Annotated in this window: 10 protein-coding genes; 5 read left to right on the plus strand and 5 right to left on the minus strand. The window is 72.2% G+C overall.

From position 1 onward, the window contains the following. Positions 1-171: 171 nt before the first annotated feature. The gene (gene ftsY / locus AC0VX4_RS06565) at positions 172-1,380 is read right to left on the minus strand and encodes a signal recognition particle-docking protein FtsY (protein ID WP_475464140.1); all 1,209 of its coding nucleotides are present in this window, start codon (positions 1,378-1,380) and stop codon (positions 172-174) included. Between the two features lie 47 nt (positions 1,381-1,427). Further along, a complete protein-coding gene (locus tag AC0VX4_RS06570) occupies positions 1,428-3,233 on the minus strand; it encodes an alginate lyase family protein (RefSeq protein WP_475464141.1) in 1,806 nt (601 codons plus the stop codon). A gap of 230 nt (positions 3,234-3,463) precedes the next feature. Here AC0VX4_RS06570 and AC0VX4_RS06575 point away from each other — a divergent pair, with 230 nt between their 5' ends. Further along, a complete protein-coding gene (locus AC0VX4_RS06575; protein WP_431794165.1) occupies positions 3,464-4,768 on the plus strand; it encodes an MFS transporter in 1,305 nt (434 codons plus the stop codon). Positions 4,769-4,856: 88 nt separating this feature from the next. Here the strand turns inward: AC0VX4_RS06575 and wecB are convergent, their stop codons facing one another. After that, a complete protein-coding gene (gene wecB, locus AC0VX4_RS06580; protein ID WP_115165102.1) occupies positions 4,857-6,002 on the minus strand; it encodes a non-hydrolyzing UDP-N-acetylglucosamine 2-epimerase in 1,146 nt (381 codons plus the stop codon). Between the two features lie 177 nt (positions 6,003-6,179). Between wecB and AC0VX4_RS06585 the strand changes: the two genes are divergently transcribed. From AC0VX4_RS06585 to AC0VX4_RS06600, 4 genes are read left to right on the plus strand one after another with little or no spacing between them, the layout of a single operon-like run. Further along, a complete protein-coding gene (locus tag AC0VX4_RS06585) occupies positions 6,180-7,067 on the plus strand; it encodes an ABC transporter permease (protein ID WP_002856362.1) in 888 nt (295 codons plus the stop codon). Further along, positions 7,064-7,939, plus strand: a complete 876-nt coding sequence (locus AC0VX4_RS06590) for an ABC transporter ATP-binding protein (protein WP_002856367.1) — start codon at positions 7,064-7,066, stop codon at positions 7,937-7,939. The genes AC0VX4_RS06585 and AC0VX4_RS06590 overlap by 4 nt, the downstream gene beginning before the upstream one ends. Beyond that, positions 7,897-9,732, plus strand: a complete 1,836-nt coding sequence (locus tag AC0VX4_RS06595) for a glycosyltransferase family protein (protein ID WP_475464142.1) — start codon at positions 7,897-7,899, stop codon at positions 9,730-9,732. The genes AC0VX4_RS06590 and AC0VX4_RS06595 overlap by 43 nt, the downstream gene beginning before the upstream one ends. 20 nt (positions 9,733-9,752) lie before the next feature. Then, positions 9,753-12,338, plus strand: coding sequence for a glycosyltransferase (locus AC0VX4_RS06600; RefSeq protein ID WP_475464143.1), 2,586 nt, complete (start codon positions 9,753-9,755; stop codon positions 12,336-12,338). A gap of 55 nt (positions 12,339-12,393) precedes the next feature. On the opposite strand, the gene AC0VX4_RS06605 is transcribed toward AC0VX4_RS06600, so the two are convergent. Next, positions 12,394-14,442, minus strand: a complete 2,049-nt coding sequence (locus AC0VX4_RS06605) for a hypothetical protein (protein WP_241179506.1) — start codon at positions 14,440-14,442, stop codon at positions 12,394-12,396. Positions 14,443-14,519: 77 nt separating this feature from the next. Continuing rightward, on the minus strand, positions 14,520-15,995 hold the full coding sequence (locus AC0VX4_RS06610) for a glycosyltransferase family 4 protein (protein ID WP_475464144.1): 1,476 nt from the start codon (positions 15,993-15,995) through the stop codon (positions 14,520-14,522). Positions 15,996-16,120 lie beyond the last annotated feature (125 nt).

A 16,120-nucleotide genomic window follows, 5' to 3' on the forward strand; every position in this document is an offset into this window, starting at 1 on the left:
CGAGCCGGGGGCGAACGCCCGTCCCGCGGCGTCGCTGCCCGGCCCCGATCGGGGCCGATGGAGGGACAATACCGGAGGGGTGGGCCACGCCACATGTTGATGACGTCTCCGTGACAGAACAGGGCCCCTCCCGACGACGTCGGGAGGGGCCCTGGACCGGGGTGCGGGACGTCAGTCGACCAGCAGCGCGTCCACGAAGCCCTCCGCGGTGAACGGTGCGAGGTCGTCGGGGCCCTCGCCGAGGCCGATCAGCTTGACGGGCACGCCGAGCTGGCGCTGGATGGCGATCACGATGCCGCCCTTGGCGGTGCCGTCCAGCTTGGTCAGCACGATGCCGGTGACGTCCACGACCTCGGCGAACACCTTCGCCTGGGTCAGGCCGTTCTGGCCGGTGGTGGCGTCGAGGACGAGCAGGACCTCGTCCACCTCGGCCTGCTTCTCGATGACGCGCTTGATCTTGCCGAGCTCGTCCATGAGGTTGGCCTTGTTCTGCAGGCGGCCCGCGGTGTCCACCAGCACGACGTCGACGCCCTCGGCGATGCCGTGCTCCACGGCCTCGAAGGCGACGGACGCCGGGTCGGCGCCCTCCTTCTCGGAGCGGACGGTCTCGACGCCCACGCGGGCACCCCATGTGGCGAGCTGCTCGGCGGCGGCGGCGCGGAAGGTGTCCGCGGCGCCGAGCATGACGGTGCGGTCCTCCGCCACGAGCACACGGGCGAGCTTGCCCACGGTGGTGGTCTTGCCGACACCGTTGACGCCCACGACCATGGTCACGGCGGGGCGGTCGCCCCTGCGGGTCGCGGCGAGACGGCGATCCATCGAGGGGTCCACCATCGCCACGAGTTCCTCGCGCAGCAGGGTGCGCACCTGCTCGGGGTCACGCGTGCCCTCGACCGTGACGCGGGCCTTGAGACGGTCGACGAGCTCCAGGGTGGGCTCGGTGCCGAGGTCCGCCATCAGCAGCGTCTCCTCGATCTCGTCCCACACGTCGTCGTCGATGCGGTCCTGGGACAGCAGCGCCAGCAGGCCCTTGCCGAAGACGTTGTTGGACTTGAGTAGGCGAGCCCGCAGGCGGGCCAGGCGCGAGCCGGCGGCCTCGGGCCGCTCGTACTCGGGCTTCGCCGGGGCGGTCTCCACCTCCTCGACGACGGCGGGCTCCGGCTCGGCGACGACGGCCGGCGCCTCGTCGACCTCGGGGCGTTCCAGGACGGCGGTGGAGCCCGACGGGGCCGCGTGCCGCGGGCTCGGGCGCGGGTCGTCCGCGTCCCGCACTCCCTGGTACGAGCCCTTCGGCGGGGCGGGGCGGCGGTCCAGCAGGCCGACGAGCACGCCGCCCAGCAGCAGGGCGGCCACGACTGAGACTATGAGCACGATTTCCACGGGCCCAGTCTGTCACACGGGCCGTCGCCCGCCCCGGGCCGCACGGTTCACGTCAGGCGGGAGAGGGTGCCGTCCTGCTGCACCGCGACGCGGGCATGCCCATCCTCGCTCCGGATCGTGAGGATGACGGAGCCGTCGGGGGCGTTCTCACTGTCCACCCTCACGGCGTCGCCCGCGGCGGCCGGGACAAGCACACTCACGATCGCGGACTCGGCTCCGGTCGAACGGAACGCGACCTGCGTCGCTTCCTCCCGCTCCTGCTCTGCGGGGTAGTGCCATCCGTGGTGGGCGTGGCCGCCCTCGACGTCGGTCTCACCCCGTCGCAGGTGCACACCGCCACGCGACACCGGCTCACCGTCCAGGCGCACCTGCACCAGGGTCGTCGATTCGCCGGAGTCTGCGTCCACCGCCCGGACGGTGTCCTCGGAGACCCTCTCTGCCGAGAACTCCGCCGGAAGATTCCACAGCGTCTCGACCACATGGTCCGTCCGGCCGTCGAGTATGCGGGTGCGATCCACGATGACGGCGGCGTCCGGGTCGGTGAGCACGAGAACAGAACGGGCCCGCTCCCCGCCGACTTCCAGCTTCTGGCGCGCCGTCGCACCGTCGGCAGAGCCATCCGACGACACCCACACATCACCCCGCTCGGCGGGACCCGCGCCCGGGTACTCGTCGAGCGTCGGAATGTGGATCACGTTGTGCGCAGTCGGCCCCAGACCCCACGGTCGCCAGCTGTCCTCGACGATGCCGGGATGTCCCCCGTCTTCGACGATCTGGCGACCGCGAGCCGTGTACAGGAACTGCATCAGATCACCGCGGTGGGACTTCGTCTCCCGCCCCGTGCCCGTGCGGAGCATCCATGCGGCGGCGTCCGCGAAGCCGTCGTCGGGAGTTCCCCAGGATGACCGGCCGAATACGGGACCGGAGTCAAAAGCACGGACACGGTCGGCAGACGCGACGCCCTCCGCCCCGTTGGTGGCCGCGTAGCGCAACTCATCGCTCATGCCGTCGAATGGTTTGACAGGGAACTCTGCACTGTCCCCGTATTGCCAGTAGGAGCCCGTCGAATCAACCATGTGAGGAAGGGCTTGGCCCATTTTTCTCACCGCATCCTCGAAAGCGCCGGATTCGACCCCGCAGCCGGCTGCCGTCTCATCAATGGCTTGGAAGAGAACATAGTTGAACTGCGCGTAATGCGGCGCTGCTTCATTACTGAGGCCCTGGTCGTCCACCTGGAAGGGGATATCACCTTCGGCGCGCTCCATGGCATGCTCCATCCAGTCCGGTCGGCCCAGAACGCACCCGGCACCCAGAAGCGCCAGGTTCTCCATCGACCCGTGATTGTGCCGCCGTGAGTAGCGCGCCATGTTCTGCGCCGCGTGCTGGCCGATCAGATCATCCAGCCAGGCATACTCCTCCGGCAGACTGCCGTCCTCGGCGAGTTCAGCAGAACGTGCTGCGCGGTCGGCGACCACTTCCCGGAAGCAGAGGAGGACGCCCATGCGATGATGGTTGGCTTCCGCATCATCGTGGTCGCCGCCCCATCCGCCTTCGTGGTCAGCCCGCCAATCGCGTATGACGCGCTCAGCGACACCGAGGGCTTCCTCGTCGCCTTCACGCCCGGCTTCGATACTGGGCCCGATCCACTTGAGAGAAGACAGCCACAGACGCCAGCCTTCGTCCTGGTAAGGATCTCTATCCCAGTCGATGTCACCCGATCCGTCACCCACCGCGACGGGATCGAACTGGCGCCACCCGTAGACGTCCCGCGCATTGGTCTCCACCGTGTTGAATCTCTGGAGCTGCCCATAGGCTCGACACGGATAGAGGCTTGCGCGTTCGACGGCGGTCATGGGGTGGCCAGCTGTCTGGGGAGGATCTCCGGGCTCGTCGCCGGGCGCCGCGGCAGGTTGCGGTGCACAGCCCGCCAACCCGACAGCAGCGGCCAGCACGCCAGCGCAGGCGCGGAATATCTGGCGACGACGGCCGGAGGAAGACCGGTGGTCCATCTCACCAGTGTCCCACGAGGCGTGGCGGACGTCGCCCCGGGCCGCACGCCCGGCGCCGTGCGAAGATGGCGGTCATGCCGTCGTCGTCCGCCCGCCCCACGCGGGTCCCCCTGCCCCGTGAGATCAAGGTCCTCGTCGCCGCCGCGTTCATCATCGCGATCGGCTTCGGCATCATCGCCCCGCTGCTGCCGCAGTACGCGGCGACGTTCGACGCGTCCGCCGTCGGGGTGGCCGCCGTCGTGTCCGTGTTCGGGCTGACCCGCCTCCTGTTCGCCCCGGTCTCCGGCAAGCTGACGAACCGGCTCGGCGAGACGCCCGTGTACATGACGGGCGTGCTGATCGTGGCCGCGTCCATGTTCCTGGTGGCCTTCGCGCAGACCTTCCCGCAGCTGCTCCTCTTCCGGGCGCTCGGCGGCGTCGGCTCCACCCTCTTCACCGTGTCCGCCATGGCGTTCCTGGCCCGCAAGTCCCCGCCCACGATGCGCGGCCGGATCTCGGGCGCCTACGCGTCCGCGTTCCTGATCGGCAACATCGTGGGTCCGATCGTGGGCTCCGCCCTGTCCGTGTTCGGGTACCGGGCCCCGTTCCTCATCTACGGCAGCTCCCTGGTGGTGGCGGCGGCCCTCGTGTTCTTCCTGCTCAAGGACACCCGGCTCGCGGACCGCGCCGTCCGCGACGTCCGCCCCGCCATGCCGGTCCGGGAGGCCCTGTCCAACCCGTCCTACCGGGCCGCGCTGGTCTCCTTCTTCGCCAACGGCTGGGCGACGTTCGGGGTGCGCAACTCGGTGATGCCCCTGTTCGCGGCCACCGCGTTCGCCGGCACGGGGCTGCTGGGCTGGCAGGTGGACGGCGCGCTCATGGCGGGCCTGGCCCTGTCCGTGTTCGCCCTCGGCAACGTCACCGCTGTGACGTTCAGCTCGCGGCTGTCTGACCGCCATGGACGCCGTCCGCTGATCCTGGCGGGCCTGCTCGTCATGGCTGTCACCACCGGGGTGATCGGCTGGATGACCTCACCGCTGTCCTTCTTGCTCGCGTGCCTGCTGGCCGGCGCCGGCACGGGCACCCTCAACGCCCCGCAGCAGGCGGCCATCGCCGACGTCGTGGGCCAGGGGCGGCGCTCCGGCGCTGTGATGTCCACCGCCCAGATGTCCGCGGACCTGGGCGCCATCTCCGGCCCGCTGCTGGCCGGCCTCGTGGTGGACACGGCCGGCTATGGGTGGGCGTTCGCGCTCACCGCCGGCGTCATCCTGCTCGGTGCCCTCGCGTGGTGGCGCGCCCCGGAGACCAACGTGCCGATCGTGCCCGGCGGTCCCCGCACCGGGTCCCTGCCGCTGGTCCGCCCGGAGGACGCCCGGGTGACCCCGCGCGAGGACGGGTGAAGTCGGGGCACGCACGAGGCCGCCGTCCCCGCGGGGACGGCGGCCTCGTGGCCTCGACGGGGTGTCCCCGTCCGAGGTGCGGTGCGGCTCAGGCGCCGTCGAAGGCCGGCAGCCGCTCGCCCACGCCGAGCAGCTCGGCGATCGCCGAGACCGTGCGCTCGGCCGCGCGGCCGTCGCCGTAGGGGTTCACCGCCTGGGACATCGCGGTGTACGCGGCCTCATCCGTCAGCAGGCGGGTGACCTCGGTGACCACGACCTCCTCGTCCGTGCCGATCAGACGCACGGTGCCGGCGGTCACGGCCTCGGGACGCTCGGTGTTCTCGCGCATCACGAGGACGGGCTTGCCCAGGGACGGGGCCTCCTCCTGGACGCCGCCGGAGTCCGTCAGCACGACGGTGGCCACGGACAGCAGGTGGGTGAACTCGCCGTAGGCCAGGGGCTCGGTCACGAGCACGTTCTCGCGGCCCTCGATCTCCGGCAGGATCGCCTCGCGCACCACCGGGTTGCGATGCGCCGGCAGGACGAAGGTGACCTCCGGGTGGTCCGCGGCCAGGCGGGCCAGGGCGCGCCCGACGCCGCGCATCGCGTCGCCCTGGTTCTCGCGCCGGTGGGTGGTCACCAGGACGACGCGACGGCCGGACGCCTCCAGCTCGGCCAGACGCTCGTCCTCGAACGGCACCTGGTGGCCGACGGCCTCCAGCAGCGCGTCGATCACGGTGTTGCCCGTGACGTACACGTCCTCCGCGGCCACGGCCTCACGCAGCAGGTTGTCCCGGCTCACGGTGGTCGGGGGCAGGTGCAGCGCCGAGATCTGGCTGGTGATCTTGCGGTTGGCCTCCTCCGGGAACGGGGAGAGGATGTCGAAGCTGCGCAGGCCCGCCTCGGCGTGCACCACGGGGATGCCGCGGTTGAAGGCGGCGACGGCGCCCGCCGTCGAGGTCGTCGTGTCGCCCTGGACGACGACGGCGTCCGGCCGCTCCTGCTCGAGGACGGCGTCGAGCCCGTCGAGGGTGCGGGCGAACACGCCGTTGAGGGTCTGGCGGGGCTGGATGATGTTCAGGTCATGGTCCGGGACGATGCCGAACAGCTCATTGACCTGGTCCAGCATCTCGCGGTGCTGCCCCGTGACGGTCACCACGCACTCGAACCGCTCGTCAGCCTGCAGCGCCTTGACGATGGGGGCCACCTTGATGGCCTCCGGGCGGGTTCCGTAGATGGGCATGACCTTGGGCACAGTTGCTCCTCTTGACTGGACGACGGACCGCGGCCGCGGCTCGATCAGGCTCGACGCGGGCGCGAGCTGGCGCCAGTCTACTGACGGCGCCGCCGCACCGCCGGTTGCTAGAGTGACGACTCGCGGCGGGCCGCCCCGGCCCGCCTTCCCGCCTGCATGAAGAGAGGCCGCGACGGCATGTCAGACACCGGCGACCCCCGCGTCCCGAGCGGCACCGCGGTCCTGACCGTGGACGGAGCCAGCCTGCGCCGAGTGGGCGCCCGCCCGGGCCTGGCGCGCTACCTGGCTTCCCTCTGGGAGTACCGCTCGTTCATCCTGTTCGACTCCCGCTCCCGGATCGCCGGGGCGAACTCCGTCAACGCGCTCGGCCGCGTCTGGATGGTCCTCAACCCGATCCTCGACGGTGCGGCGTACTTCCTCGTGTTCGGGCTGCTGCTCGGCACGGGCCGCGGCGTGCCGAACTTCCTCGGCTACCTGATCATCGGCGTGTTCCTGTTCCGCTACACCTCGAGTGCGATCACGGCGGGGTCGCGGTCGATCTCGACCAACCTCTCCATCGTCCGCGCCTTCCGCTTCCCGCGGGCCACCCTGCCGATCGCGACGAACATCCGAGAGCTGATGCTCTTCGGCCCGACGCTGGTGGTGATGCTGCTGCTGGTCCTCGCCATCCCGCCGATGGAGCAGATCACGTGGCGCTGGCTGCTGCTGATCCCCCTCCTGGCGCTGCAGACGCTGTTCAACGTCGGCGCCTCCCTCCTGCTGGCCCGCTACGTGGCCCGCTGGTCCGACCTGTCCAACCTCATCGCGTTCGGCACCCGGATCTGGCTCTACATCTCCGCCGTGTTCTTCAGCGCCGACCGCTTCGCGAACATCCCGCCGCTGATGACCGCCATGCATCTGAACCCCCTGTACTGCGTCCTGGACATCGCGCGTCAGTCCCTGCTGTACGCCTCCGACGCCGACCCGATGCGGTGGATCGTCCTCGCAGCGTGGGCGGCGGCCCTGCTCCTGGTGGGGACCGTGGTGTTCTGGCGTGCCGAGGAGACCTACGGGGAGGAACGATGAGCGCGGAGCCGCTGACCCCCTCCGTCGTCGTCGACGAGGCGTCCATGACCTACCGCGTCCTCTCGGCCGAAGCGGTCCAGCCCCGCCGGGGCCTGCGGGGCCGGGTCCGCGCCGCCCGGGGCGTGCGCACCACGGAGGTCCAGGCGCTGCAGCCGCTGTCTTTCGTGGTGGGACGCGGCGAGTCCGTGGGCGTGATCGGCACGAACGGGTCCGGCAAGTCCACCCTGATGAAGCTCATCACGGGCCAGATGCGCCCGACCACCGGCCACATCTACGCGACCTCCACGCCCGTGATGCTGGGCGTCAACGCCGCACTCGTCCGCCAGGTCTCCGGTGAGGACAACATCCGTCTGGGCTGTCTGGCGATGGGGATGTCCCGCGCGGAGGCGGAGGCCAAGCGGGACGCCGTCGTCGCCCTGTCCGGCCTCGACGACCACGCGCTCCAGCTGCCGCTCAAGGCGTATTCCTCGGGCATGGCCGCGCGCCTGCAGTTCGCGATCGCCACCTCGGTGGACCCGGATATCCTCGTGATCGACGAGGCGCTCAACACGGGCGACGCCCAGTTCCGCGAGCGCACGCGCCAGCGGCTCGACGAGCTGCGCGAGCAGGCCGGCTGCGTGTTCCTGGTCAGCCACTCCCTCAGCACCATCCAGGAGATGTGCCAGCGCGTGATCTGGATCGAGCGGGGCGTCCTGACGATGGACGGCAGCCCTCGCGCGGTGACGCGCGGCTACAACCTCTACGCCCGGGCCATGGCCCAGGGGCGCACCGAGGAGGCCCAGGAGATCCTCGAGCGCAAGCGGTCGGAGCTCGTGCGGGAGCGCATCGCGTGGACCGGCGGCGAGCGGCCCACCGGGATCACCGCGCTGTGAACGTGGCCGGGGCGCGGCTGCGTCGCTGGGCGGGCCGGGCCCGCGTCGTGGGCGAGCGGGCGGTCGTCACGGCCGGCGACGCCGGCACCTCGGCCCTCCGTGCGGCGCGCGGCGCTCGGGGCGCGGCCACCCTCCCGGAGCGCACCTGGCGTGCGGCGGACGTGCACGTGCCGGACGCGGCGGCCGCGCTCCCGCTCCCGGCGGCGGCGGCGCTGCGCCGCGCCCTGACGGGTGGGCGCGTCCCCTCCCTCGACGCGTTCTCCCCCCTCGGCCCCCGGCCGGCCGATGCGCCGGCTGTCCTGCTCCTGCCGGTGGCCGGGCCGGCGGCAGGCGGGTGGTCCGTCGAGGCGGCCGCCGAGCTGGCCGCCCGGCGCTGCACGGACCTGGAGACGCCCCCCGGCACGCCCGGCCTGCACACGGTGCTGGTGACTGACCCTGCCTCCCGCGGGGCCCTGATCGCCGCCCTGCGCACCGCCGAAGCCCGCCTCCCCGGGGTGGTCCTCGTCGTGTGCCCGGACCCGGCGACGGCAGCCGGCCGGGCGCGGTTCCTGGCCGCGCTGGGGCTCGTCGACGCTGTCCTCGCCCCGGAGGGGACCCGGCTGGACCCCGTGCCCGCCAGCGTGGCCGCACGCGCGGGCCGCGCCGTGATCGGACCGGACCGGGCAGGCGAGACGTGGGAGCGCCTGGCCACCGCCGGCCGGGCGGCGCGCCTGGACTCGCTCACGCCCGCCGAGGCCGCCGGCCCGCCCGCCGCATCGGCACCCCGGGTGCGGGTGACCGCGGAGCCGCGCCGCGTCGTCGTCGCGGGCCACGACCTGAAGTTCGCGGGCGCGCTGATGGACCGGCTGCGGGCGGACGGGCACGAGGTGCGCGTGGACGCCTGGCGCGGCCACGCCCGCCACGACGTCGAGCGCAGCCGCGCCCTGGCCGCGTGGGCGGACGTGGTGCACTGCGAATGGAGCCTCGGCAATCTCGCCTGGTACTCCCGGCACCTGGACTCCCCGCACCGCACCACGCGGTTGACCAGCAGGCTCCATCTGCAGGAGGCGGGCACGGCGTTCCCGTCCCGGGTGCGGCAGGACGCCCTGGACGCGTGGGTGTTCGTGGCCGAGCACGTGCGCGCCCAGGTGCTGCGGGACACCCGCTTCCCGGCCGCGCGGACCTCGGTGGTGCCGAACGCCGTGGCCGTGCCGCCCACGCTCCCGGACGGCGACGACGACCGGCGCTTCGTGCTCGGCCTGGTCGGCGTGCTGCCCGAGCGGAAGGGGCTGCACCGCGCCCTCGACCTGCTGGCGGCGCTCCGCCGGGCCGAGCCCCGCCACACGCTCCGGATCCGTGGCCACCACCCGGAGGAGGTCGGCTGGATGGCGCAGCGCCCCGCCGCGGCGGCCTACTACCGGACGCAGCTGCGCCGCATCGAGACCGACCCGATGCTCGCGGGAGCCGTGGCCTGGGACCCCCACGGGCCGGACATGCCCGCGTGGTACGCCCGGGTGGGCGTCGCGCTCTCCGTCTCGGACTTCGAGTCGTTCCACTTCACGCTGCCCGACGGCGCCGCGCACGGCTGTCTGCCGGCCGCGCTCGCGTGGGCGGGCGCCGACCTGCTCTACCCCGCCGCGTGGCTGAGCCCGGACGTGGCCGCCATGGCCGATACCCTTCGCCGTGCCACGGCCGACGCGCGGGCCTGGCGGTCCGCCGTGGCCCAGGCCCGGCGAGACGTGGCGCACACCTATGCTGAGGAGGACGTCGTGCCTGCCCTGGTCCGCCGGATCCTGGGAGGCGCCGCCACCTGACCTCGCCGAGAAGGAGTCCCATGCCCGTCACCACGCCCGCCCCCCGCCGACCCCGGATGGCGATGCTGGTGGGGAACCAGGTCATCGGAGACTCGCGCGTGGAGAAGGCCGCGGTCTCTGCGGTGCGCGCCGGCTACGAGGTCGTCGTGGTGGGCGTCTCCCACCGCACCACGTTCAACCTCGGCCGGTACGGGTCCGTGCCCATCCTGCGTGTGCCCGTGACGTTCCGGCGGCACCTGGCGTGGCAGACCCTGCACGGGACCGCCCGGCCGGACGTGACGGACTGGTCCGCCGTGCTGGACCCCGAGGAGGCCGCGGCGATGACCGCCTGGGACCTCGCCCACGAGACCGGGGCGGGCCTGCCCCAGTCCGTGGTGCGCGGGCTCTCGCCCCACGCCCTGCCCGACGGGGCCCGCGGCCGACTCGGCCGGGCCGCCCGTCGCCTGGACCGCCTCGGCCCGGCACGGGGCCGCCGGGGCCCGGCAGCAACGCGGGGCCAGCGCGCGCTGAAGAACTTCGCCGCCGGACGGACCGGCGCCTGGCGCGAAGTCTGGCCCCTGATCGCGGACTACGAGGACGGCTTCCTGCGTGCCCTGATCGACCTCGCGCCCGACATCATCCACGTGCACGACCGCCATCCCCTGCCCGCCGCGGCCGCCTACGACCGCTACCGCGCCGCGCGCGGCCTGCCGCCGGTCCCGTGGGTCTACGACGCCCACGAGTGGCTGCCCGGCCAGATGATGCCCGGGCCCGTGGATCAGCGCATCGCGTGGAAGGCGGCCGAAGCCGAGCTGATCCACGAGGCCGACGCCGTCGTCGCCGTCACGGACGGACTGGCCGAGCGGATGCGCGAGTACCACGCCCTGCCGGAACGCCCCGTGACGGTGATCAACGGGCCGTGGGGCACGCAGGTCCCGATGGACCCGGCCGAGCGCCTGCCCCTGCGCACCGAGCTGGGCCTGTCCGACGACGTCCCCCTGCTCGTCTACGTCGGCAAGCTGGCCGAGGTCCGCGGCGTGGGCACGCTGGTGGACGCCCTGCCGCTGCTGCCCGGCGTCCACGTCGCGTATGTGGGCTCCCCCGACCCGGACGCCCGGCAGGGCCTGCGCGACCGGGCGGCCCAGCTCGACGTCGCCGACCGGATGCACATCGTCGACTACGTGCCCTCGGCCTCTGTGACGTGGTACGTCTCCTCCGCCACCGCGGGCGTGAGCCCTCTGCTCCCCACCCCGGCCCACGAGAGCGCCGTCCCCACCAAGCTGCGTGAATGCCTGCTGGCGGGTCTGCCGCTGATCGTGTCCGACCTTCGCGAGCAGGCCCGGTTCGTCCGGGAGCAGGGGGTGGGGACCGTGTTCACCCCCGGGGACGCGGCGGACCTCGCCCGGGCGGTGCGCGACCTCCTGGCGCGACAAGCCGAGCTGACCGCCGCCGCACGCACCCCGAAGATCACCGCCCGTCACGGGTGGGAGGCCGCCGAGCGGGCGCTGCACGGCCTCTGGCGACGTCTCGTGCCCACGCCCGCCGCGCCGCCGCCCGTGGAGATCGCCCCGGACCCCGCGCGCGATCCCCAGCCCCGCGGGCTCCTGGTCGTGGGCGACCCGCCCACGGTCCGGCCCCTCGTGGACGCCTGGCCCGCCGACGCCGGCCCCGTGACGCTGCGGCCGCCACGGGAGGTCCCCGAGGGCCGCGGCCTCGCCGTGGGCGGCCCCGAGGCGGTCTGGGGCGTCCTGCAGGACTGGGTCACGGACGACCGTGCCCACGGCACGGTCCTCAGCGGGGGCGAGGGGCCGCTGTGGGGCCGGGCCGAGCAGTCCCCCGTCCATGAACTGCTCTCCCTCCGGGCTCGCGGACGCCAGGTCGCGCTCGTGGCCGGCGAGCGGAACCTCGCCGGCGTCGACCGGCGGCTGACGGCCGTCCCCGGTCACCCCTGGGGAGGGCTGGCCCCGGACGCGCGGGCGGCGCTGGACCGCCGCATCCGGCGTCAGGGCCGCCCGTTCCAGGCCGCCCTGGCCGCCGGAGTCCCCGTGCTCTCCCACCGGCGCGTGGAGGCGCTGCTGACGCCGGGCGTGCTGTGGCTGCCCGCACCGATCCCGACGCCGACGGACCGGGGACCCGGTCACGACGGCGCGTCCGCACCCCGCAGCGTGCTCATCCTGCCCGGGGACCGCACCTTGGCCGAGTCGGCGGCCGTGGACGAGCTGGTCGCGGAACTCACCGCACGCGGGATCCCGGTCGAGGCCCCGTCGGGTCCCCGGTTCCGCCGTCGACCCGACGCGTTCCACGGCGATGTCGTCGTGGCCCCGCTGCACACGGGAGAACTGGAGATCGCGGCCCTGCAGGCCCTGGCCGCGGGCAACGCTGTGGTCGCCGGGCCGCCGGTGACTCCCGCGCCGGACGAGTGCGCCCCGCCGGTGACCGAGACCGACGACGCCACGCTCCTCGCCACGGTGCTGGGCCTGCTGGAGGAGACGTCGGCGGCCGCACGGGAACGGCGGGAGCGGGCGCGCGAGCACCACGCACGGCTGCACGCGCCCGAAGCCGTGCTGGTGCGCCTGCAGGCCCTGCTCAACCCCGCGGAGACGAGGGACGAGCCCGCCGCGGTGTGATCCGTGGCGGGCCCCTCCCGGGTCCCCGGATGGGCGCCCCCGGTGGGGCCGGGACTCAGTCCTCGGCCGATGCCCGGGCGGTGGCCACCCGGACGGCCCAGGACTGCGAGCGCTGGGCCTCGGCCATGCCGGGCGCCCCGTCCCGCACGAGCGCGACGATGCCGGCGCGGATCGCCTCCGAGGAGCGCGCGACGCCGAGCCCCACGCGGTTGCGCTCGAGGAAGTCCGCGATCCCCATGTCCGCGAAGCAGAGCACGGGGTAGCCGCGCTCGATCAGGGACATGGTCTTGTAGGGGAAGCTGAAGCGGGCGTACTCGCCGCCCAGCAGCACCACGCCCACCACGGTCCTCGTCGCGGGGACGTACCACTCGAGCGGGACCGTGGTGATCCGCAGCCCGGGCCGGTCCGCCAGGCCGTGCTCGGCCAGCATGTCCTCCAGCACGGAACGCTCCCCCGTGCGGACCACGAAGTCGAGTCGCACCTGCGGGTCGAGCGTCCCGACGGCGGTGAGGTACTGGCCCAGGCCGTAGATCCCGCCCACGCCTCCGGCGTACAGCAGGGTGACGTCCTCCTCGCCGATCGCCGGGGCGTCGGCGGGGACGGTGTTCGCCGGAGACACGGCAGGCGGCAGCGGCAGCCAGTCCACGGGCCCGCGGCCGTGACGGGCCAGCAGGGCGTCGAAGCCCGCCCCGGACTCCGCGGACGGAGCCGCCAGCCGGTCCGCGGCCGCCGCCATCGCGTCGAACTCGGCGAGCCCACGCTCCTGGACGTCGCGCCGCGCGTCGGCGTCCTCGAGGTACCCGTCGATCTCGTCCAGCCAGTGCAGGTCACGCACGAACCAGACGCTCGTGCCGCCGCCGGCCGAGAAGCGGGCCATGACGTCCGCGAGGGCGGCGGTCACCCGGACGACCGGGATCGGCGACGTCGAGTTCTCGCCGTAGAGGAGTCCGAGGGGACGGCCGGCGGCGAGCGCCTCGTCCAGGACCCGGAGCCGCCGGTCGAAGACGCCCGGGACGGAGGAGAGCCGCAGCGCCGCGGCAGGCTCGGAGAGGGCGTCGTTCATGTTGCGCACCCGCTGGGGACGGGCCCCGTCGGTGCGGTCCTCCAGCGGCGAGGTGGAGAAGAACACGTCCAACGGGCCGTCGTGCCGCAGCACCGCGAGATCCTCGAACGTCCTGTCCACGCGACCGGTCATCGCCGCGCGGTAGGCGGCGAGCAGGTCGGTGGTGCCGGCGTCGACGGTGTCGACGGCGGAGTGAGGCTCGGGCCCCCCGCGCAGGGCCGCGGCGAGCTCCGTGACGAGGCGCAGCCCCCGCCCCGTCCGCACGCCCGGATGGCCCGCGGCCCACGCGCCCGAGCCGATGGTGTCCTCCACCACCAGCCGTTCCGCGAAGCCGGTGCCGACCAGGAGTTCGCCGACGGCCGTGTGGTCGCGCGACGAGCCCACGAGGACCACGTGCGTGGCGCCGCCGAGCCGGGTCGCCGCGACCGCGTCGAACGCGCGTCCTGCGACGAGGTCGCGGGTGCGGTAGAGGGCGGAGGCCGAGAGGCTGCGGAGCGAGGCGCCCGGCACCGTGTCCACCGCGGTCTGGAGCGCCTCCATCTGCGCCGCGAGGCGATCGGCGTCGACGTGTTCGGGATGGAGGACGACGACGCTCGGCGTCTCGAATTCCTCGGCCAGCGGAGGCAACAACTCGGGCGGCAGGGCTCGACGTGGATGGCGGAGGTGGGCGCTCCACGACCCCTTCGACAGGGCCTTGTCGAACTCCCATTCGTCCTCGAGGAACAGACGGTCCACGGCCCTCGTGACGGCTGCGAAATCCTCTTCCGAGTGCCGGCGGACCGCCGAGAAGTCCAGGTCGCCCCGCCAGAGCAGGGGGACGAACTCGGCTTCGAGGTATCGTCCTGCAAACCCGCACGCCCGCAGGCCGGACGCGAGGATCAGGTCATATGCACCGCGCTCAAGGACCTGACGCATCACCCGCGCGACCTGGTTGCTGGAGTCCCGCAGGGGCCACTGGGCGATCCAGCGGAACAGGGGCACGGGCCTCCCGGAGCCGGTGAATCGGAGCCAGGAGGGCCCTTGAACGTCGATGACGTCCATGGTGGACCCGTTCCGCCGTGCGTCATCGACGAGCCGCGCTTCGGCAACCCCGAAACCGGCCGTGATCATCAGATACCTCATGACGAAGCCTCGCTCCCCCCGGACTCGGGCAGGAGTCCCATCAGCGCCATTTCACGCATCACGGTGTGCGTGGGTGACGTGGAGGCTGCGACCCTCTGTGCGCCCGCACGTGCCAGGCGGAGGAAGAGTTCGGGCGACTCGAACACCCGGATCATCCCGGCCACCAGGCCTTCAACGTCCTCCGGACGAGCTACAACGGCGCAACTGGAGTCGACGAATTCGGGGACAGCACACGCCGCGTTGGTCACGGCGACCAGGCCAGACGACATCGCTTCATCTCGGGACACGCCCTGCGAGTCCCATCGTGTGGGCACGAGGAACATGCCGTATTCCCGGTGAAGTCGAGCAATCTCTGCTTGAGAGGCAAAGCGTCGCTCAACAACCACGTTCTCATCGTCGGCGAAGGTCTCCTCGAATGCACCGAAGTACTTCCCGTCGCCGATGATCCGGATGTCCAGCTGCGGCCACCATTCGGTCTCCCTCAAGCGCACCAATGCTGCGACGGCGAGATCCGAGGCGTAGTTCAGGTTCGCAGCAGACCGGACCCACAGCAACCGGAATCGCTGTGCGGGGTCTTTCTCATGGAAGCGGAAGAGCTCGGTGTCGATGACATTGTGCACCACCGCAACTCGCTGCTCTGGGAATACCATTTCCAGGTCATCCTGGGCTCCCCGACGCCACCAGCGGGAGACGAACACGAACTTCTCGGGTCCCGCCGGGTCATTCAGAACCTCGCGCCAGAATCGCTGTCGAGTGAGGCTGTCCTTAATGCCATTCACCAACGGCTCAGGTGACCGGTAGTTCCGAATTGTTCGGATCCATCGACGTGATTCGAAGCCATGCATGAAGGAGAAGAGTCTGTGCCCTCGCATCGCCTCACGCACTTGACGCCAGATATACGGCTGAAGAAAGTGTGTCGAGACCGATGTGTACGCGGTTGTCTCGAGGAGACGACGGGCCTCGGCGCCCCTGCCCACGAGAACCGGCACGCCGTCATACACATACGAGCTGGGTTCCTCCGACGCGTTGACCACTGCCACATGCACTCGGACACCGGCCTCGATGTAGTACTTGACCCGGCGGTGAACGAATCCGTTCCCATACTCCGCCCCCACCTTCGGGTATTGATTCAGAATGACGAGGTGGCTCACATCACCTTCGGCCACTGAGGAATCCTCGACGAGATCCACGTACTCGGCGATGCGGTCTTCGGTGTTGCTCGCGTCCTCTTCCTCATACCCCGTCGGTTCAAGGGGCGGGAGCGGCTCGGCGTAGAGAGCCTGCTTGAGGTGGGCGAGCTCCAGCTGAAGGAAGGTGGCGATCTCACGTTCGGAGTATGTCGATCCCGCGTCTGACCAATGCAGGTATCCACCGTAGCCTCCCGGAGGTCGACGACGCGGTGTCGCCTTCTGAGGCGGCGACTCGTCGCCATCACGTCGGCGGGACCGAGTCTGCCCAGCTATCCGACGCATGCTGTCCTTCCCCGGCGTCCACTCGGGCAGCGCCGTGAACCCGTCACGGAGCAACCGACGGCCAGGCCCCGGCAGTCCTTCGGCACGCCGGATGAGAGAGCGGACGGCGTGTCCACGTGCCTGGC

The sequence above is a fragment of the Micrococcus sp. 63XJN7_8_ISO-PGPR-S23-253 genome, from assembly GCF_056173425.1.

What these genes read in the sequence shown, in the direction of transcription:
- AC0VX4_RS06570 (WP_475464141.1), bottom strand. Translation starts at nt 3,233, where the DNA reads ATGACCGCCGTCGAACGCGCAAGCCTCTATCCGTGTCGAGCCTATGGG.
- AC0VX4_RS06575 (WP_431794165.1), top strand. Translation starts at nt 3,464, where the DNA reads ATGCCGTCGTCGTCCGCCCGCCCCACGCGGGTCCCCCTGCCCCGTGAG.
- AC0VX4_RS06585 (WP_002856362.1), top strand. Translation starts at nt 6,180, where the DNA reads ATGTCAGACACCGGCGACCCCCGCGTCCCGAGCGGCACCGCGGTCCTG.
- AC0VX4_RS06590 (WP_002856367.1), top strand. Translation starts at nt 7,064, where the DNA reads ATGAGCGCGGAGCCGCTGACCCCCTCCGTCGTCGTCGACGAGGCGTCC.
- AC0VX4_RS06600 (WP_475464143.1), top strand. Translation starts at nt 9,753, where the DNA reads ATGCCCGTCACCACGCCCGCCCCCCGCCGACCCCGGATGGCGATGCTG.
- AC0VX4_RS06605 (WP_241179506.1), bottom strand. Translation starts at nt 14,442, where the DNA reads ATGGACGTCATCGACGTTCAAGGGCCCTCCTGGCTCCGATTCACCGGC.
- AC0VX4_RS06610 (WP_475464144.1), bottom strand. Translation starts at nt 15,995, where the DNA reads ATGCGTCGGATAGCTGGGCAGACTCGGTCCCGCCGACGTGATGGCGAC.